Source organism: Desulfovibrio sp., from assembly GCA_016208105.1.
In the GTDB taxonomy this organism is placed as follows: Bacteria; Desulfobacterota; Desulfovibrionia; order Desulfovibrionales; family Desulfovibrionaceae; genus Fundidesulfovibrio.
Genome location: JACQYS010000014.1, coordinates 1 through 15270 on the forward strand (window position 1 = coordinate 1; position 15270 = coordinate 15270).

General features: G+C 59.7%; 30 protein-coding genes. All 30 read right to left on the reverse strand.

Annotated features, from left to right (window positions below; translation table 11 throughout):
* Nucleotides 1-190: 190 nt before the first annotated feature.
* Complete coding sequence (gene rplQ, locus HY795_08125; GenBank protein MBI4805188.1) at nucleotides 191-736, reverse strand: 50S ribosomal protein L17; 546 nt, start codon at nucleotides 734-736, stop codon at nucleotides 191-193.
* Nucleotides 726-1769 carry a DNA-directed RNA polymerase subunit alpha gene (locus HY795_08130; protein MBI4805189.1) on the reverse strand — a complete coding sequence of 348 codons (1044 nt, stop codon included), beginning with the start codon at nucleotides 1767-1769 and terminating at the stop codon, nucleotides 726-728. Before HY795_08130 ends, rplQ begins: the two co-directional genes overlap by 11 nt.
* Nucleotides 1770-1778: 9 nt before the next feature.
* A complete protein-coding gene (gene rpsD, locus HY795_08135; GenBank protein ID MBI4805190.1) occupies nucleotides 1779-2405 on the reverse strand; it encodes a 30S ribosomal protein S4 in 627 nt (208 codons plus the stop codon).
* A gap of 16 nt (nucleotides 2406-2421) precedes the next feature.
* Nucleotides 2422-2811 (reverse strand): 30S ribosomal protein S11, encoded by a 390-nt coding sequence (rpsK, locus tag HY795_08140; GenBank protein MBI4805191.1) that lies wholly within the window; start codon nucleotides 2809-2811, stop codon nucleotides 2422-2424.
* A gap of 32 nt (nucleotides 2812-2843) precedes the next feature.
* The gene (gene rpsM, locus HY795_08145) at nucleotides 2844-3215 is read right to left on the reverse strand and encodes a 30S ribosomal protein S13 (protein MBI4805192.1); all 372 of its coding nucleotides are present in this window, start codon (nucleotides 3213-3215) and stop codon (nucleotides 2844-2846) included.
* 15 nt (nucleotides 3216-3230) lie between these two features.
* Nucleotides 3231-3344, reverse strand: a complete 114-nt coding sequence (rpmJ, locus tag HY795_08150; protein MBI4805193.1) for a 50S ribosomal protein L36 — start codon at nucleotides 3342-3344, stop codon at nucleotides 3231-3233.
* A 27-nt stretch (nucleotides 3345-3371) separates the two neighbouring features.
* Entirely contained in the window at nucleotides 3372-4145 is a 774-nt protein-coding gene (gene map / locus HY795_08155; protein MBI4805194.1) for a type I methionyl aminopeptidase, read from the reverse strand.
* 1 nt (nucleotide 4146) lies between these two features.
* A complete protein-coding gene (gene secY / locus HY795_08160) occupies nucleotides 4147-5460 on the reverse strand; it encodes a preprotein translocase subunit SecY (protein ID MBI4805195.1) in 1314 nt (437 codons plus the stop codon).
* A 1-nt stretch (nucleotide 5461) separates the two neighbouring features.
* Nucleotides 5462-5920 (reverse strand): 50S ribosomal protein L15, encoded by a 459-nt coding sequence (gene rplO / locus HY795_08165; protein ID MBI4805196.1) that lies wholly within the window; start codon nucleotides 5918-5920, stop codon nucleotides 5462-5464.
* Nucleotide 5921: 1 nt separating this feature from the next.
* Entirely contained in the window at nucleotides 5922-6101 is a 180-nt protein-coding gene (gene rpmD / locus HY795_08170) for a 50S ribosomal protein L30 (GenBank protein ID MBI4805197.1), read from the reverse strand.
* Nucleotides 6102-6105: 4 nt separating this feature from the next.
* Nucleotides 6106-6597 carry a 30S ribosomal protein S5 gene (rpsE, locus tag HY795_08175; protein MBI4805198.1) on the reverse strand — a complete coding sequence of 164 codons (492 nt, stop codon included), beginning with the start codon at nucleotides 6595-6597 and terminating at the stop codon, nucleotides 6106-6108.
* Between the two features lie 11 nt (nucleotides 6598-6608).
* Complete coding sequence (locus HY795_08180; protein ID MBI4805199.1) at nucleotides 6609-6968, reverse strand: 50S ribosomal protein L18; 360 nt, start codon at nucleotides 6966-6968, stop codon at nucleotides 6609-6611.
* A gap of 10 nt (nucleotides 6969-6978) precedes the next feature.
* Complete coding sequence (gene rplF, locus HY795_08185; GenBank protein MBI4805200.1) at nucleotides 6979-7518, reverse strand: 50S ribosomal protein L6; 540 nt, start codon at nucleotides 7516-7518, stop codon at nucleotides 6979-6981.
* Nucleotides 7519-7530: 12 nt separating this feature from the next.
* Nucleotides 7531-7914 (reverse strand): 30S ribosomal protein S8, encoded by a 384-nt coding sequence (gene rpsH / locus HY795_08190; GenBank protein MBI4805201.1) that lies wholly within the window; start codon nucleotides 7912-7914, stop codon nucleotides 7531-7533.
* A 9-nt stretch (nucleotides 7915-7923) separates the two neighbouring features.
* Nucleotides 7924-8109 (reverse strand): type Z 30S ribosomal protein S14, encoded by a 186-nt coding sequence (locus HY795_08195; GenBank protein ID MBI4805202.1) that lies wholly within the window; start codon nucleotides 8107-8109, stop codon nucleotides 7924-7926.
* A gap of 12 nt (nucleotides 8110-8121) precedes the next feature.
* On the reverse strand, nucleotides 8122-8661 hold the full coding sequence (gene rplE / locus HY795_08200) for a 50S ribosomal protein L5 (GenBank protein MBI4805203.1): 540 nt from the start codon (nucleotides 8659-8661) through the stop codon (nucleotides 8122-8124).
* A gap of 13 nt (nucleotides 8662-8674) precedes the next feature.
* Nucleotides 8675-8998 carry a 50S ribosomal protein L24 gene (locus HY795_08205; protein MBI4805204.1) on the reverse strand — a complete coding sequence of 108 codons (324 nt, stop codon included), beginning with the start codon at nucleotides 8996-8998 and terminating at the stop codon, nucleotides 8675-8677.
* Nucleotides 8999-9020: 22 nt separating this feature from the next.
* Nucleotides 9021-9389 carry a 50S ribosomal protein L14 gene (rplN, locus tag HY795_08210; protein ID MBI4805205.1) on the reverse strand — a complete coding sequence of 123 codons (369 nt, stop codon included), beginning with the start codon at nucleotides 9387-9389 and terminating at the stop codon, nucleotides 9021-9023.
* Complete coding sequence (rpsQ, locus tag HY795_08215) at nucleotides 9386-9646, reverse strand: 30S ribosomal protein S17 (protein ID MBI4805206.1); 261 nt, start codon at nucleotides 9644-9646, stop codon at nucleotides 9386-9388. Before rpsQ ends, rplN begins: the two co-directional genes overlap by 4 nt.
* A 6-nt stretch (nucleotides 9647-9652) precedes the next feature.
* Entirely contained in the window at nucleotides 9653-9847 is a 195-nt protein-coding gene (gene rpmC, locus HY795_08220; GenBank protein MBI4805207.1) for a 50S ribosomal protein L29, read from the reverse strand.
* A gap of 5 nt (nucleotides 9848-9852) precedes the next feature.
* Nucleotides 9853-10266 (reverse strand): 50S ribosomal protein L16, encoded by a 414-nt coding sequence (gene rplP, locus HY795_08225; protein ID MBI4805208.1) that lies wholly within the window; start codon nucleotides 10264-10266, stop codon nucleotides 9853-9855.
* The gene (gene rpsC / locus HY795_08230) at nucleotides 10266-10907 is read right to left on the reverse strand and encodes a 30S ribosomal protein S3 (protein MBI4805209.1); all 642 of its coding nucleotides are present in this window, start codon (nucleotides 10905-10907) and stop codon (nucleotides 10266-10268) included. Before rpsC ends, rplP begins: the two co-directional genes overlap by 1 nt.
* Before the next feature lie 5 nt (nucleotides 10908-10912).
* Entirely contained in the window at nucleotides 10913-11248 is a 336-nt protein-coding gene (gene rplV, locus HY795_08235) for a 50S ribosomal protein L22 (protein MBI4805210.1), read from the reverse strand.
* 13 nt (nucleotides 11249-11261) lie between these two features.
* Nucleotides 11262-11546 (reverse strand): 30S ribosomal protein S19, encoded by a 285-nt coding sequence (rpsS, locus tag HY795_08240; GenBank protein ID MBI4805211.1) that lies wholly within the window; start codon nucleotides 11544-11546, stop codon nucleotides 11262-11264.
* Between the two features lie 11 nt (nucleotides 11547-11557).
* Nucleotides 11558-12388, reverse strand: a complete 831-nt coding sequence (gene rplB / locus HY795_08245; GenBank protein ID MBI4805212.1) for a 50S ribosomal protein L2 — start codon at nucleotides 12386-12388, stop codon at nucleotides 11558-11560.
* 3 nt (nucleotides 12389-12391) lie between these two features.
* Nucleotides 12392-12682: a 50S ribosomal protein L23 gene (gene rplW / locus HY795_08250; GenBank protein ID MBI4805213.1), complete on the reverse strand. Its 291-nt coding sequence runs from the start codon at nucleotides 12680-12682 to the stop codon at nucleotides 12392-12394.
* A 2-nt stretch (nucleotides 12683-12684) separates the two neighbouring features.
* Nucleotides 12685-13305 (reverse strand): 50S ribosomal protein L4, encoded by a 621-nt coding sequence (gene rplD / locus HY795_08255; protein MBI4805214.1) that lies wholly within the window; start codon nucleotides 13303-13305, stop codon nucleotides 12685-12687.
* A gap of 3 nt (nucleotides 13306-13308) precedes the next feature.
* Nucleotides 13309-13944: a 50S ribosomal protein L3 gene (gene rplC / locus HY795_08260; protein MBI4805215.1), complete on the reverse strand. Its 636-nt coding sequence runs from the start codon at nucleotides 13942-13944 to the stop codon at nucleotides 13309-13311.
* A gap of 18 nt (nucleotides 13945-13962) precedes the next feature.
* On the reverse strand, nucleotides 13963-14271 hold the full coding sequence (gene rpsJ, locus HY795_08265; protein MBI4805216.1) for a 30S ribosomal protein S10: 309 nt from the start codon (nucleotides 14269-14271) through the stop codon (nucleotides 13963-13965).
* 3 nt (nucleotides 14272-14274) lie between these two features.
* The coding region (locus HY795_08270) for an elongation factor Tu (protein MBI4805217.1) at nucleotides 14275-15270 on the reverse strand (996 nt) is incomplete at its 5' end.

A 15270-nucleotide genomic window follows, 5' to 3' on the forward strand; every position in this document is an offset into this window, starting at 1 on the left:
CCTTTTCGGTTCCGAACCGGCGCTGGAATGTAATCAGGTCCATATCGTGGTAAGGTTTGGCCATGGCGAGCCTCCTCAACAGTCTAGATTCTTTCTATAAAGTATGGAAATTGCGGAGCGAAGGCAATAGCCACGTAAAAAAAAGCGGGGCGGCAGAGCCGCCCCGCGGAGGGGACACGAAACAAGCACGTTACTCTTCAGGAGTCTCTTCAGCCTTGGCGGCCTTGGCCTTAGGAGCAGCCTTGGCTTTGGGAGCAGCTTCGCCCTTGGCGGCCTTGGCCTTAGGAGCGGCCTTGGCCTTGGTTGCGGCCTCAGTCTTGGGCGCTTCTTCAACCTTGGGCGCAGCCTCGGTCTTGGGAGCAGCCTGAACGGCTTCTTCGCGACGGGTAAGCTCGATAACCGCCATGGGGGCGCAATCGCCAACACGGGGCAGGCCAAGCTTGTACACACGGGTGAAGCCGCCATTCACGCCACTGAAACGCGGAGCGATCTCGTCGAAAAGCTTTTGCACCAGCTGGTGGTTCTCTAAAACCTTGTACGCCAGGCGGCGGGCATGCAGATCGTTGCGAAGCCCCAGGGTCACGAGGTTGTCGGCAACCTTGCGAAGCTCCATGGCCTTGGTCTCGGTGGTCTTGATCTGACCGTAGGTGAGAAGCGACCGCGCCATGTTGCGGAACATGGCCTTGCGATGGGAGAACGTCCTCCCGAGCTTCTTTCCGCCTTTGCTATGCCTCATTGGTCTGCTTCCTCTTCAGCCATTCCTGGTATTTCAGTTCGAAGTTGTCGATGCGCATGCCGAAGTCGAGGCCCATGTCTTCAAGAACACGGCGAATTTCCTCAAGGGATTTCTTGCCAAAGTTCTTGGTCTTGAGCATTTCGTTCTCAGACTTCTGCATCAGTTCGCCCACAAGAGCGATGTTGGCGCTCTTAAGGCAGTTGGTAGCGCGCACTGAAAGCTCCAACTCATCGATGGACTTGAACAGATTCGGGTTCAAGTCGTGGTCGTCGCCGCTGCGCGAACCTTCCGTCTCGGACTCTTTTTCATCGAAATTGATGAAGACCGAGAGCTGATCCTTGAGGATCTTCGCGCTGTAGGCGATAGAATCCTCGGGAGTCACGGACCCGTCAGTCCAGACGTCGATGATGAGCTTGTCATAGTTGGTCATCTGCCCGACACGAGCCTGGTCGATGGTGTAGGCCACCTTCTTCACAGGGGTGAAGCTGGAGTCGAGGGAGATGAGCCCGATCTCGGTGTTCAAGCCCTCGTGCATGTCCGCGGGCACATACCCCTTGCCCATGCGAACTTCGAACTCCATCTTGAGGTCGCGCGCTTCGGACAGGGTGCAGATGTGCTGCGAGGGTTCGAGCACTGTGACATGCTGATTGACCCCGATGTCACCGGCCGTAACGACGCCCTGCTTGTTCACCGAAAGGGTGAGGCGCTGGGGCTCGTCGGTGGTCATGGCCAGCCGGATGAGCTTGAGGTTCAAGACGATGTCCGTCACGTCCTCGATAACCCCGGGAATTGCGGTGAACTCGTGCTGAATGCCCTCGATGTTCACCGACACGATGGCCGCCCCCTGCAAGGAGGACAGAAGCACGCGCCGCAGGGCGTTGCCCAGGGTGGTGCCGAAGCCACGTTCCAGCGGTTCGCACGTGAAGCGCCCGTAAGTGTTGGTGGACTTCGAGTCGCGGACCAACTTCTCGGGACGGACCAATTCCGACCAGTTGCGGGTGTTGATGAGCCTGTCGCCTGTACGGATGAGCATTGTTTCCTCTTACTTGGAGTACAGTTCGACGATGAGCTGCTCGTTCACTGCCAGCTGAATGTCTTCGCGCGCGGGCATGGCGTTGACCTTGCCCTTGAAGGCGGCGCCGTCGACCTCGAGCCAGGTGGGGCAGCCACGGCGGGCGATAACCTGCTGGGCTTCCTGGATCACGGGGGACTGGCGATTCTTCTCGCGCACCTCGACCACGTCGCCGACCCGAACCTGAATGGAGGGGATGGTGACACGGCGGCCATTCAGGATGAACAGGCCATGGCGTACGAGCTGACGGGCCTGGTCCCGGGAGTTGGCGAAGCCCATGCGGTAAATAACGTTGTCAAGCCTGCGCTCGAGGTTGATGAGCAGATTCGCGCCGGTGACGCCTTTCTGGCGATCAGCTTCGGCGAAATAGCTGCGGAACTGCTCCTCGAGGATGCCGTATACGCGGCGGGCCTTCTGCTTTTCACGCAGCTGCACGGCGTAATCGCTCATCTTCTTGCGGATGCGGCCGTGCTGGCCAGGGGCATAGGGACGGCGCTCGTAAGCGCACTTGTCTGTAAAGCAACGATCGCCCTTGAGGAACAGCTTGGCGCCCTCACGGCGACAGAGACGGCATTTAGGACCGGTATAGCGAGCCACAGTAGATCCTCCTGACCTAGACCCGGCGCCGTTTAGGCGGACGGCAGCCGTTGTGGGGGATGGGGGTGACATCGCGGATGAAGCTCACCTTGAAACCTGCGGCGTTGATGGCGCGCATGGCGGCCTCACGCCCGGAGCCGGGGCCCTTCACGAAGATGCCAACGGTGCGCATGCCATGGTCCTGAGCCTTGCGGGCCGCGGTTTCAGCAGCGACCTGGGCGGCAAAGGGGGTGGACTTGCGCGAGCCTTTAAAACCGGCGCCGCCGGAGGTGGCCCAGCTCACCACGTTGCCCTTCGGGTCAGTGAAGGTGATAATGGTGTTGTTGAAGGTGGCCTGAATATGGGCCACCCCCACCGGGATGTTCTTCTTTTCTTTCTTGCCGGTACGGCGCGGTTTAGCAACCATAATAATCCTCTAATGAATAACGCGCGAAGCGGTTATTTCTTTTTCTTTGCCATCACGGCGCGGCGCGGGCCCTTGCGGGTGCGGGCGTTAGTGTGGGTGCGCTGTCCGTGGACTGGAAGGCCCTTGCGGTGCCTAAGCCCCCTGTAGCAACCGATGTCCATCAGCCGCTTGATGTTGGCCGTGACCTCGCGACGAAGATCGCCCTCAACCTTGTGGTTGGCTTCGATCTCCTTACGGATGGTGTTGACTTCCTCGGAGGAAAGGTCATCGGTCTTCTTGGTCCAGTCCACGCCGGTGGCATCCAGGATCTTCAAAGCCGTGGTGCGCCCGACACCATAAATGTAGGTCAGGGCGATATCCATGCGCTTGTTCCTGGGCAGATCGACTCCAGCAATACGGGCCACGTTTCGTTACCTCACTTATCCCTGACGCTGTTTGTGTCTGGGATTTTCACAGATCACCCGCACAACGCCGTGGCGACGGATAATCTTGCATTTCGGACAAAGCTTCTTCACCGAGGGCCGCACTTTCATTTTCTTTCTCCCACAAATGGGTATGGCCTACGCTGTGAGGCGCTGGCTCAGAATTTTTGGTTCGCCGTTGGTGATCACCACCGAATGCTCGAAGTGGGCAGCCAGACTACGATCCTTTGTGACCGCGGTCCACTTGTCCGAGAGGATTTCAACCTCCGGACCACCCATGGTGACCATTGGCTCGATAGCCAGGGCCATGCCCGGCTTGAGCACCACAGCGCCTGCCCCCTTAGGGACAAAATTCGGCACCTCCGGTTTCTCATGGAGATGCCGTCCGATGCCGTGGCCAACGAACCGTCTTACTACAGAGTACCCCTGGTCTTCAACATGTTTTTGTATGGCCAGGGAAATATCATACAAGTTTGCCTCGGCCCTAGCCTGCTCGATACCACGAAAAAGTGATTCCTCGGTTACCTTCAGGAGCTTCTTCACTCCTTCCGGAACCTCTCCGACCGGCACGGTCCTGGCGGAGTCTCCGTAGAATCCGCGATGGATAACGCCCATGTCGAAGCTCACGATGTCTCCTTCCGCAAGTTCCCTTTCGGAAGGAAATCCGTGCACCACTTCCTCGTTTACCGAACAGCACAGCGCGAACGGATATCCAAGGTACCCCTTGAATGCGGGTTTCACCTCGAATTCCTTGCACAGCTGCAAGGCCAAATCTTCAAAGAACACGGTTTTGACGCCTGGCTGGACAGCCTTTTCGAGCTCATCCAGGATAGCGGCCACGATGCCGCCAGCCTGGCGCATGATGTCCACTTCGGCTTCGTTCTTAATATATATGCCCCGAAACTTCTTCAACCTATGTCCTGCCCTTGATGCGGCCCTTGGCAAGTAATCCTTCGTACTGGCGGCTGATCATGTAGGACTCTATCTGACTCATGAAGTCCATGGCCACGCCAACCACGATCAGTATGCTCGTGCCGCCGAAGTAGAAGGGCACGTTGAACTGAGCGATCAGAATCATGGGGAGCACGCACACCGCGGAGATGTACATTGAGCCCCACAGGGTAAGGCGCGCCAGCACGCGGTCAAGGTATTCCTTGGTCTTCTGCCCGGGGCGAATGCCCGGAACGAAGCCGCCCTGCTTGCGGATGTTCTCGGCTATCTGCTTGGGATCAAAAATGATCGCCGTGTAGAAGTAGCAGAAGAACACGATCATGCTGATGAACAAGACGTTGTAAACGATGGAACTGGGGTTAAACCAGTTGGAGACCATCTGTACCCAGTCTGCCTCGTAGAAGTTGGCGATGGTCGCGGGGAAGAGCAAGATCGACGAGGCGAAGATCGGAGGGATAACGCCTGCGGTGTTGATCTTGAGCGGAAGATGGGTGGTCTGTCCGCCGTACATCTTCCTGCCCACCATGCGCTTGGCATACTGGATGGGAACACGTCTTTGCCCGCGCTCCATGAACACGATGGCAGCCAGAACGCCACCCATGACGACAACCAGGAGAATAAGAACCAAGAGGCTCATTTCTCCCTGTCCAACCAGGGTGAACGTCTGGATAAGCGCCCTGGGAAGTCCGGACACGATACCCGCGAAAATGATCAGCGAAATACCGTTCCCGATTCCCTTCTCGGTGATCTGCTCGCCCAGCCACATGAGGAACACCGTTCCAGCGGTAAGCGTCATCACGGTCATGAACTTGAATCCGATACCGGGATGAAGCACCAGGGGAGCTCCCGTGGGGCTGGACATGTTCTCAAGGCCAACGGCGATGCCAAGCCCCTGAATCAGGGTGATGAGCACCGTGCCGTAGCGGGTGTACTGGGTGATCTTCTTGCGTCCCTGGGCTCCCTCTTCCTTTTGCAGGCGAGCGAGTTCAGGGCTGACAACCGTGAGCAGCTGCATCACGATGGAGGCGGAGATGTAGGGCATGATGCCCAGGGTGAAGATGGAGAGCTTGTTCAAGCCGCCGCCAGAGAACATATCGAAGAGCCCAAAAAGGGTGTTCTTCGCGCTCTGGAAGAAGTCCTGCAGGGCGAGGGTATCCACGCCCGGAACAGGAACATGTATGCCCACCCGGTAGACGGCCAGAATAACGAAGGTCCAAATGATCTTCTTCTTAAGCTCCGGAAGCCGGGCCAAATTCTCCACGCCTTGCAGTGCCACGTTAGCCTTCCGTCACGGTTTCCAGGGACTTGGCGCTGCCGCCGGCCTTGGAAATCTTTTCCAGGGCGGAGGCACTGAACTTGTGAGCCTCGACGGTGATGGCCTTGGCGAGATCGCCGTTGCCAAGCACCTTCACCAGGGAGCCACGGGCCACGAGGCCGCGGTCATAGATGGCATCCAGGGTGATCTCGGTGGTCTCGGGGAAGGCTTCAAGAAGCCTGGCCAGATTCACCGGCGAGTAGGAAACCTTGAACGGATTCTTGAACCCACGCTTGGGCAGGCGGCGGGCCAAGGGCATCTGACCGCCCTCGAACCAAGGCCTGGAGCTGACACCAGCGCGAGAATTCTGACCCTTGTTGCCCTTGCCGGAGGTGCAACCCTGACCGGTAGCGCGGCCGCGGCCGATGCGCTTGCGATCCTTGCGTTCCTCGGGGAAGGGATAAAGCTCATGGAGTTGCATCTTATTTCACCTCAATAAGGTGAGAAACCTTGAAGATCATGCCCCTTACCGTGGGGGTGTCCTCCAGGGTCTTCTCCTGACGGATCCTCTTGAGGCCAAGAGCCTCGAGAGTGGCACGCTGCTTGGGATTGCAGCCAATCTTGCTCTTTACGAGCTTCACGGTCACTTGCTGCCCGCTCATGGTCTTACTTCCTCGGGGTTTCCAGGGTCTTGCCACGAAGGTCGGAGACCTGGTCCGCGCTGCGCAAAGAGGCCAGACCGGCAACGGCGGCCCTCAGCACGTTGTGCGGGTTGTTGGTGCCGATGGCCTTGGTCAGGATGTCGTGCACCCCGGCGGCCTCCATGACGGCGCGCACAGGACCGCCGGCGATGATGCCGGTGCCCTTGGAGGCCGGAATGAGGACCACGCGGCCGGCGCCGAAGCGCCCCATGACCTGGTACGGCAGGGTGCCGTCCAAAAGGGGCACCTTGATCATGGACTTTTTGGCCTGTTCGGAAGCCTTGCGGATGGCCTCGGGAACCTCGTTGGCCTTGCCCAGGCCGAAGCCCACGGATCCCTTGCCATCGCCTACGACAACCAGAGCGCTGAAGCTGAACCGGCGGCCGCCCTTAACGACCTTGGCCACGCGGTTGAGCGATACGATCTTTTCGATTTGAGTCAGTTCAGACTGTTCCATGTTGAGCCCCATTAGAAGTGCAGTCCGCCCTCACGCGCGCCATCGGCCAGAGCCTTGACGCAACCGTGATAGAGGTAGCCGTTGCGGTCGAAGACCACGCTTTCGATGGCCTTTTCCTTGGCCTTGGCGGCCACGTCGCGGCCCACCTTGGCGGCGGTGTCTTTGTTGGGCTTGAGCGCCTCGCCGGCCTTCGAAAGGGCCAGAGAGGAAGAAGCAACCAGGGTCTGGCCGTTCTCGTCGTTCACGATCTGGGCGTACACGTGCAGGTTGGAGCGGTACACCACCAGCCTGGGACGCGACGAGGTGCCGCTGATCTTCTTGCGGATGCGCACCTTGCGGCTCATGCGAGCTGCTTGCTTTGTCCGTTTCATGTCCAGCCCCTTACTTCTTGCCGCCAGATTTGCCGGCCTTGCGGCGAATCTGCTCGTTTTCGTATTTGATGCCCTTGCCCTTGAACGGCTCAGGGGGACGCACGCGGCGGATGGTCGCCGCGGTTTCACCCACGAGCTGCTTGTCGATGCCAGACACGATCAGCTTGTTGCCTTCGGCCTTGGCTTCAACGCCAGCGGGCAGGGGGAACTCCACAGGGTGGGAGAATCCCACGGTCAGGACCACGGCCTTGCCGGCGACCTGAACCTTGTAGCCCACGCCGATGATTTCCAGGGTCTTGGTGAACCCTTTGGTCACGCCCTCGATGCAGTTGGCCAGGAGGGTGCGGCGCAGACCGTGCTGAGCGCGTGCGACGCGTGTGTCGTCGGCGCGGCTCACGCGCAGGATGTTGCCCTCGATCTCATATGCGATCTTGGGATGGGTGGGCGTGGAAAGCGCGCCCTTGGGGCCCTTGACGTTCACCACGTCAGCGGAGACTTTGACTTCTACTCCGGACGGGATGGCGATTTCTTGTTTGCCGATGCGGGACATGGCTTAATCCTCTTACCAGACTTCGCAGAGCAGCTCGCCGCCCACTTTGGCGCTCTTGGCGGCAAAGCCGTCCATGATGCCATGCGAGGTGGAGAGAATGCAGATGCCGAGTCCGTTCTGAACGCGGGGGATGTCATGAGCCCCAACGTAGATGCGGCGTCCGGGTTTGCTCACACGCTTAAGGCCAGCGATAATGGGGCGGCCCTTGGCGTACTTGAGCGTAATCACAAGATCGCGCCCGTCAACGGCGAATTCCTCAATGTAGCCCTGATCCTTTAGAATCCCGGCCATGGACTCCTTCATCTTGGAGTGGGGCATGGCGACCTTCTTGTGCAGCGCGTGGTACGCGTTGCGGATGCGGGCCAGCATATCGGCGATTGGATCGGTCACAGACATGTCGGCCTCCTACCAGCTCGATTTCCTGACACCGGGCAGTTCGCCGGCCAGGGCCATGTTGCGGAAGCAAATACGGCAAATGCCATACCTGCGCAAAAACGCCCGGGCGCGGCCGCATATGGGGCAGCGATTGTAGGCCCGGGAAGAAAACTTGGCTGTGCGCCGGGCTTTCACCCTAAGAGCAGTGCGTGCCACGGTCGTATCCTCCTACTTTCTGAAGGGCATGCCGAGAAGATCGAGAAGAACTTTGCCTTCTTTGTCCGTCTGGGCGGTCGTAACAATAGTGATATTCATTCCCGTCACGCGCTCGACCCGGTCGATGTTGATCTCGGGAAAAATGGTATGTTCCTTGATGCCCAGGGTGAAATTGCCCCGGCCATCGAAGCCCCTGTCCGGGACGCCGCGGAAGTCGCGGACGCGTGGAAGGGCGAAATTGACCAGCTTGTCGTAAAAGTCCCACATGCGGTCGTGGCGAAGCGTCACCCGGCAGCCGACAGGCTGGTTCTCGCGGAGCTTGAAGGCCGCGATGGATTTCTTGGCGCGGGTGATGACGCACTTCTGGCCGGCGATGGCGGTCAACTCGGCAGCAGCGACGTCAATAAGTTTAGAGTTCTGCGAGGCTTCGCCAAGTCCGATGTTCAGAGAAATGAACTTGAACTTGGGAATCTGCATGGGCGACTTGTACCCGAACTCCTTTTGCAAGGCCGGAACGACCTTCTCGGAGTATACTTGTTCGAGGCGAGTCATTGTTCGATTCCCTTTAGCTGATTACTTCGTTGCACTTTTTGCAGAAGCGAAGCTTCTTGCCGTCCTCGGTGTACTTGTAACCCACGCGGGTGGGCTTGGCGCAAGCATCACACATGAGGGCAACATTGGAGAGAGCCAGAGGGGCTTCCTTCTCCTCGATCCCGCCGGCCTGGCCGGCATAGGGGTTGCCCTTGCGGTGACGCTTCACCATGTTCACCTTTTCCACCAGGATCCGGTCGACCTTGGGAAGGATCTTCAAGACCTTGCCGATCTTGCCCTTGTCCTTGCCCGCGATGACCATCACCTTGTCGTCCTTGCGGATACGATACGTTTTCATAATGTCCTCAAGCCCGATCGCTCTACAGGACCTCAGGGGCCAGCGAGACGATCTTCATGAAGTTCTTCAGACGAAGCTCGCGGGCAACGGGGCCGAAGATACGGGTGCCCACCGGCTCGAGCTGAGCCGAAAGGAGCACGGCCGAGTTGTTGTCGAACTTGATGTACGTGCCGTCGGGGCGTCCGACTTCTTTCTTGGTACGCACGATAACGGCCTTCATCACCTGGCCCTTCTTCACCTTGGAATGGGGCATGGCTTCCTTCACGGAGACCACGATGATGTCGCCAACCGAGGCATAACGGCGCCGGGATCCTCCCAGCACCTTGATGCAGGCGACCTTCTTGGCTCCGGAGTTGTCGGCGACGTCGAGGACGGATTCTACCTGGATCATTTCGCCTTCTCCATGATCTTCACCAGATGCCAGCGCTTGCGGGCTGACAGCGGGCGGTGCTCGATGATCTGCACCTTGTCGCCCATGCCGCACTCGTTCATCGGGTCGTGGGCCATGAACTTCTTGCGGCGGCGGATGTACTTCTTCACCAGGGGGTGCTTGACCAGGGTCTCAACGCGCACGACAATGGTCTTGTCGCATTTGTCGGAGACCACGATGCCGGTCAGCATCCGGCGGTTGCTTTTGTGCTCTTCCATGGTTTCCTACCTGCCGCTTTTCTTTTGGGTCATCACCGTCTTGATGCGGGCAACGTCTTTTTTGAGCTCGCAGAGACGATGGGTCTTTTCCAGTTGCGCCGTGGCGTGCTGGAAGCGAAGCTTGAAGAGCTCCTCCTCGGATTGGGAGAGCTTCTCGGCAAGCTTAACTTCATCCAGTTCGCGAAGTTCCTTGGAGGTCAACATGGCTAGGCGAACTCCTTGGTGACGATCTTGGTTTTGATCGGCAGCTTGTGCTGGGCGCGCTTGAGCGCTTCGATCATAACTTCCATCTCCACACCCTTGACCTCATAAAGCACACGGCCGGGCTTCACAGGAGCGCACCAACCGACGGGAGCGCCTTTGCCGGAACCCATGCGCACTTCAGCGGGCTTGGCCGTAACCGGGAAGTCCGGGAAGATGCGGATCCAGACCTTACCGCCGCGCTTGATGTGGCGCATGATGGCCACGCGGGCGGCTTCAATCTGCTGGCTGGACAGCTTGCCGTGCTCCAGGGCCTTGATGCCCACTTCGCCGAAGGATATCTCGGCTCCGCCAGTGGCGGGTCCGCGCAAACGGCCCTTCTGGCGTTTACGGAATTTGGTTCTGTTGGGGGCTAGCATTATTGTTCGACCTCACTATCCAAAATCTCGCCCTTGAAGATCCACACCTTCACGCCAATGACACCGTAGGTGGTCTTGGCCGTGGCCAAGCCGTAGTCGATGTCGGCGCGCAGGGTGTGCAACGGCACGCGGCCGTCGCGGTACCACTCGGAACGGGCGATCTCGGCTCCGGCCAGGCGGCCGGCGCAGAAGACCTTGATGCCCTCGGCACCAAACTTGCGGGCCAAGCCCACCGTGCGCTTCATGGCGCGGCGGAAGGCAACACGGCGTTCAAGCTGCAGTGCGATGTTCTCAGCAACAAGCTGAGCATCCGTTTCGGGACGGCGGATCTCGTTGACCTCGACGGCAAACTCGCGACCGAAGCGCTTCTTGAGCTCGCCGCGGACCTTCTCGATCTCGGTGCCCTTGCGGCCGATGACGATGCCCGGGCGCGCAGTGTGGATGATCAGCTTGATCTTGCCGCCGGCGCGTTCAATCTCGATCCGGGAAATGCCCGCATGGAACAAGGAAGACTTCACATACTTGCGAATCTTGTTGTCCTCGAAGACGAAGGCAGGATAGTCCTTCTTCGCGAACCAGCGGGAAATCCAGTTCTTGTTGTAGCCCAGACGGAAGCCGTACGGGTGAACTTTCTGACCCATGCCCCCTACTCCTTCTCTTCCTCGACCACCACGGTGATGTGGCTGGTGCGCTTGAGGATGCGGTTGGCCCGTCCCATGGAACGCGGCATGATGCGCTTCCAGGTGGGGCCTTGGTTCACAATGACGTCCTTGACCTTGAGCGTGTCCACGTCAGCGGACAGCTGTTCGGCGTTGGACAGGGCCGAGTGCAGAACCTTTCCGATGATCTCGGCGGCCTTCTTGGGCGTGAACTTGAGGATGTTCATGGCTTCCTCAACGCCCCTGCCCTTGATGGTGTTGGCCACCAGGCGGGCTTTCTGCGGGGAGACCCGGATGTATTTGGCTATAGCTTTGGCTTCCATGGCTCAGCTCCCCTTACTTCTTGCCCTTCGCGGACTTCTTGTCCGCGGCGTGGCCGTGGAAGGTACGGGTGGGCGAAAACTCGCCCAGCTTGTGCCCGACCATGTTTTCGGAAACGAAGACCGGGATGAACTTGCGGCCATTGTGCACGGCGAAGGTGAGGCCAACCATCTCGGGAAGGATGGTGGAACGGCGGGACCACGTCTTGATCACGCGACGATCCTGGGTCTCGGCGGCCTTCTCCACCTTGGCGACAAGGTGGTCGTCCAGGAATGGGCCTTTTTTGAGCGAACGGGGCATGATCTACGCTCCTACTTCTCGCCGCGGCGTTTAACGATGAGCCGCGACGAGGCCTTCTTGCGATTTCTGGTCTTCTGACCCTTGGCCGGCTTGCCCCAGGGGGACACGGGGTGGCGTCCGCCGGAGCTCTTGCCTTCACCGCCGCCCAACGGATGGTCGACGGGGTTCATGGCGACGCCGCGAACCTTGGGGCGCTTGCCAAGCCAGCGGTTACGGCCGGCCTTGCCGATGGACACCTTCTCATGGGTAACGTTGCCGACCTGACCCACCGTGGCGATGCACGCGGCCAGGACGTTGCGCACCTCGCCGGAGGGCAGACGCAGCAGGGCGTACTTGCCTTCCTTGGCGATGAGCTGAGCATAGGTGCCCGCGGCGCGGCACATCTGGCCACCGCGGCCCGGAGTCATCTCAATATTGTGCAGCAGGGTGCCGACGGGGACCTTGTGCATGGGCAGGGCATTGCCCGCCTTGATGTCCACGGCCTCGCCAGCGACCAGGGTGTCACCGACATTTATTCCAACCGGCGCGAGAATGTAACGCTTCTCGCCATCAGCATAGTTAAGAAGAGCTATGCGGGCGGAGCGGTTGGGATCGTACTCAATGGAAGCAACCTTGGCCGGGATGTCGAACTTGTCGCGGCGAAAATCGATCAGACGGTACCGGTGCTTGTTCCCGGCGCCGCGGCGACGCGAAGTGATGCGGCCCTGGTTGTTGCGGCCGGACTTCTTGTTCAGGCCCTCGGTCAGGGAACGCTCAGGCGTGGCCTTTGTGATCTCCGCGAAGTCGGAGACCGTCTGGAAGCGGCGCCCAGCCGAGGTAGGTTTAAGAGTGCGGACAGCCATGGCTTAGACTCCCTCGAAGAATTCGATCTTTTCGCCCTCGGCCAGAGTCACGTAGGCCTTCTTGTAGCCGGGCACGTGGCTGGCGGCGCGGCCGTTGCGGGTCCGCTTGAGCGGACGGCGGCGCACCACATTGACCTCGGTGACCTTCACCTTGAAGGCTTCCTCGACAGCGGCCTTGATCTCGATCTTGTTGGCCAGGGGGGCCACGTAGAAGATCACCTGGTTGGCGTCTTCCTTGGCCTTGGTGGCTTTCTCAGAGACCAGGGGCTTTAAAAGTATTTTTGCGTAGCTCATGGCTATTTCAACCTTTCCTGAACGGCCTGGGCAGCGCCTTGCACCATCACCAACTGAGGATGCTTCAGCAAATCGTATACGTTCAGCATGTCTTGACGAACGACTTTGATGCCCGGGAGGTTCCTGGCGGAGAGCTCGACATTGTTATTGGAATCACCCAGAACGATCAAGGCTTTTTTCAATCCCAGGCTGCCGGCGACTCCGGTGAAGAGCTTGGTCTTGATCTCGGGCAGCTCCAGCTTGTCCACGACAATGAGGGACTCGCCAGCCACCTTGGAAGACAGGGCCATCTTGAGAGCAAGGGCCTTGATCTTCTTGTTGACCTTGAATTCGTAGCTGCGCGGCTGCGGTCCGTGCGCGATGGCACCGCCCCTCCAGATGGGGGAGCGCTTGGCACCGGAGCGGGCGCGGCCGGTTCCCTTCTGCCGCCAGGGCTTGGAGCCCGAGCCAGACACGAAGGAGCGGGTTTTGACCTTGTGGGTGCCGGCGCGCTTGGCGGCCAGCTGGGAGCGGATCACGAGGTGAAGGATCTCGGGGCGGACAGCCACCTCGAACACCTCGGGAGCCAAATCCATGGAGCCCACTTCCTTGTTCATCTGATCAAAAACTTTCACGGTGGCCATGGCCTACCCCTGCTTGCGGATCATCACCAGGCCATTGCGGTGGCCCGGGACCTGGCCTTTGACCAGGATGATGTTGTTCTCGGGCCTGACGTCGTAGATCTCCAAGTTGATGCAGGTCACGGTGCGGGCACCCATATGACCAGCCATCTTCTTGCCTTTCATGACTTTGCCAGGCTCGGTGTTGTGACCGATGGAGCCGCCAGAGCGGTGAGCCTTTTCGGTACCGTGGGTGGCCTTGAGGCCCGCGAAGCCGTGACGCTTCATGGGGCCCTGGAAACCCTTACCGATGGAGGTGCCAGTCACCTTCACCTTATCTCCGGGAGCGAAGATTTCCACCGTGATGTCCTGACCGGCCTCGTAGCCGTCCACGGAGTCAAGGCGAATCTCGCGAAGTTCGTTGAAGAAGCCCTTCCCGGTCTTGGCCTGATGGCCTTTTTCGGGCTTGTTGAACTTCTTTTCCTCACGCTCGTCGAAGCCCAGTTGCAGGGCGGTGTAACCGTCCTTGTCCTGGGTTCTGATCTGCATCACCGGACAGGGGCCGGCGGCGATGACCGTCACCGGAACCACCGAGCCGTCGTCGCTGAACACGCGGGTCATGCCCAGCTTGCGGCCGATGATGCCAAGGGTTTTCTTGGCCATGATTGTCTACCCCTTCCTTTAAAGCTTGATTTCAACGTCAACGCCAGCGGGCAGGCTGAGCTTGCCGAGGGCGTCAACGGTCTGCTGAGTCGGCTCGAGAATGTCGAGCAGGCGCTTGTGAATGCGCATCTCGAACTGCTCGCGGGACTTCTTGTCCACGTGAACCGAACGGTTGACCGTATTCTTGTGCACGTTCGTGGGCAGCGGGATGGGCCCGGCAATGCCCGCGCCGGTGTTGCGGGCTGTATCAACGATCTCAGCCACGGCCTTGTCCAGGATGCGGTAGTCGTAGGCCTTGAGCTTGATCCGGATGCGATCGCTGTTCATTGGTTACTCCGTAATCTCGGTCACGACGCCCGCGCCCACGGTGCGGCCGCCTTCGCGGATGGCGAAGCGCAGGCCGATCTCCATGGCGATCGGGGCGATGAGCTCGACGTTGAAGGTGGCGTTGTCGCCAGGCATGACCATCTCCACTCCCTCGTTCAGCGTGACCACACCGGTCACGTCAGTGGTGCGGAAGTAGAACTGGGGACGGTACCCGGAGAAGAACGGGGTGTGGCGGCCGCCCTCTTCCTTGGTCAGGACGTACACTTCGGCCTTGTACTTCTTGTGCGGGGTGATGGAACCCGGCTTGGCCGTCTTCACGGAATCCTTGATACCGACGATTTCCACTTCCTCGCCGACCTTGATGATGCCGCGATCCACACGACCGGTCACCACGGTGCCGCGGCCGGAGATGGAGAACACGTCCTCGATGGGCATCAGGAAGGGCTTGTCGATGTCGCGCTCCGGCTCGGGGAAGTAGGAGTCGCAGGCGTCAAGCAGGGCGTAGATCGGAGCCGCGTCCGGGGACTTGGCGTCGTCGGCTTCCAGGGCCTTCAGGGCCGAACCCTGAATCACCGGGATGTCGTCGCCGGGGTAGCCGTACTTGGAAAGAAGCTCGCGAACCTCGAGCTCGACCAGCTCCAGAAGCTCGGGATCGTCCACCAGGTCGACCTTGTTCAAAAAGACAACCAGGTGGGGCACGCCGACCTGACGGGCAAGCAGGATGTGCTCGCGGGTCTGGGGCATGGGGCCGTCGGTGGCCGCGACCACCAGGATCGCCCCGTCCATCTGGGCGGCGCCGGTGATCATGTTCTTGATGTAGTCGGCGTGACCGGGGCAGTCCACGTGCGCGTAGTGCCGGGACGCGGTCTGGTACTCCACGTGAGCGGTCGCGATCGTGATGCCGCGCTCTTTCTCCTCGGGAGCCTTGTCGATCTGGTCGAATGCCACGTACTCGCCGAAACCGCGCATGTGCGACAGCTTGGTGATGGCGGCAGTCAG

Bases quoted from the DNA above. Each gene is read 5' to 3' on its own strand.
- HY795_08180 (MBI4805199.1), bottom strand. From the start codon at position 6,968: ATGAAACGGACAAAGCAAGCAGCTCGCATGAGCCGCAAGGTGCGCATC.
- HY795_08130 (MBI4805189.1), bottom strand. From the start codon at position 1,769: ATGCTCATCCGTACAGGCGACAGGCTCATCAACACCCGCAACTGGTCG.
- rplW (MBI4805213.1), bottom strand. From the start codon at position 12,682: ATGAGCTACGCAAAAATACTTTTAAAGCCCCTGGTCTCTGAGAAAGCC.
- rplE (MBI4805203.1), bottom strand. From the start codon at position 8,661: ATGACTCGCCTCGAACAAGTATACTCCGAGAAGGTCGTTCCGGCCTTG.
- rpsE (MBI4805198.1), bottom strand. From the start codon at position 6,597: ATGGAACAGTCTGAACTGACTCAAATCGAAAAGATCGTATCGCTCAAC.
- rpmD (MBI4805197.1), bottom strand. From the start codon at position 6,101: ATGAGCGGGCAGCAAGTGACCGTGAAGCTCGTAAAGAGCAAGATTGGC.
- rplP (MBI4805208.1), bottom strand. From the start codon at position 10,266: ATGCTAGCCCCCAACAGAACCAAATTCCGTAAACGCCAGAAGGGCCGT.
- rpsS (MBI4805211.1), bottom strand. From the start codon at position 11,546: ATGCCCCGTTCGCTCAAAAAAGGCCCATTCCTGGACGACCACCTTGTC.
- rplO (MBI4805196.1), bottom strand. From the start codon at position 5,920: ATGCAACTCCATGAGCTTTATCCCTTCCCCGAGGAACGCAAGGATCGC.
- rplV (MBI4805210.1), bottom strand. From the start codon at position 11,248: ATGGAAGCCAAAGCTATAGCCAAATACATCCGGGTCTCCCCGCAGAAA.
- rplF (MBI4805200.1), bottom strand. From the start codon at position 7,518: ATGTCCCGCATCGGCAAACAAGAAATCGCCATCCCGTCCGGAGTAGAA.
- rpsC (MBI4805209.1), bottom strand. From the start codon at position 10,907: ATGGGTCAGAAAGTTCACCCGTACGGCTTCCGTCTGGGCTACAACAAG.
- rpsH (MBI4805201.1), bottom strand. From the start codon at position 7,914: ATGTCTGTGACCGATCCAATCGCCGATATGCTGGCCCGCATCCGCAAC.
- rplB (MBI4805212.1), bottom strand. From the start codon at position 12,388: ATGGCTGTCCGCACTCTTAAACCTACCTCGGCTGGGCGCCGCTTCCAG.
- rpsQ (MBI4805206.1), bottom strand. From the start codon at position 9,646: ATGGAAGAGCACAAAAGCAACCGCCGGATGCTGACCGGCATCGTGGTC.
- HY795_08205 (MBI4805204.1), bottom strand. From the start codon at position 8,998: ATGAAAACGTATCGTATCCGCAAGGACGACAAGGTGATGGTCATCGCG.
- rpmJ (MBI4805193.1), bottom strand. From the start codon at position 3,344: ATGAAAGTGCGGCCCTCGGTGAAGAAGCTTTGTCCGAAATGCAAGATT.
- rplD (MBI4805214.1), bottom strand. From the start codon at position 13,305: ATGGCCACCGTGAAAGTTTTTGATCAGATGAACAAGGAAGTGGGCTCC.
- rpsJ (MBI4805216.1), bottom strand. From the start codon at position 14,271: ATGAACAGCGATCGCATCCGGATCAAGCTCAAGGCCTACGACTACCGC.
- rplQ (MBI4805188.1), bottom strand. From the start codon at position 736: ATGAGGCATAGCAAAGGCGGAAAGAAGCTCGGGAGGACGTTCTCCCAT.
- rplN (MBI4805205.1), bottom strand. From the start codon at position 9,389: ATGATCCAGGTAGAATCCGTCCTCGACGTCGCCGACAACTCCGGAGCC.
- rplC (MBI4805215.1), bottom strand. From the start codon at position 13,944: ATGGCCAAGAAAACCCTTGGCATCATCGGCCGCAAGCTGGGCATGACC.
- rpsK (MBI4805191.1), bottom strand. From the start codon at position 2,811: ATGGTTGCTAAACCGCGCCGTACCGGCAAGAAAGAAAAGAAGAACATC.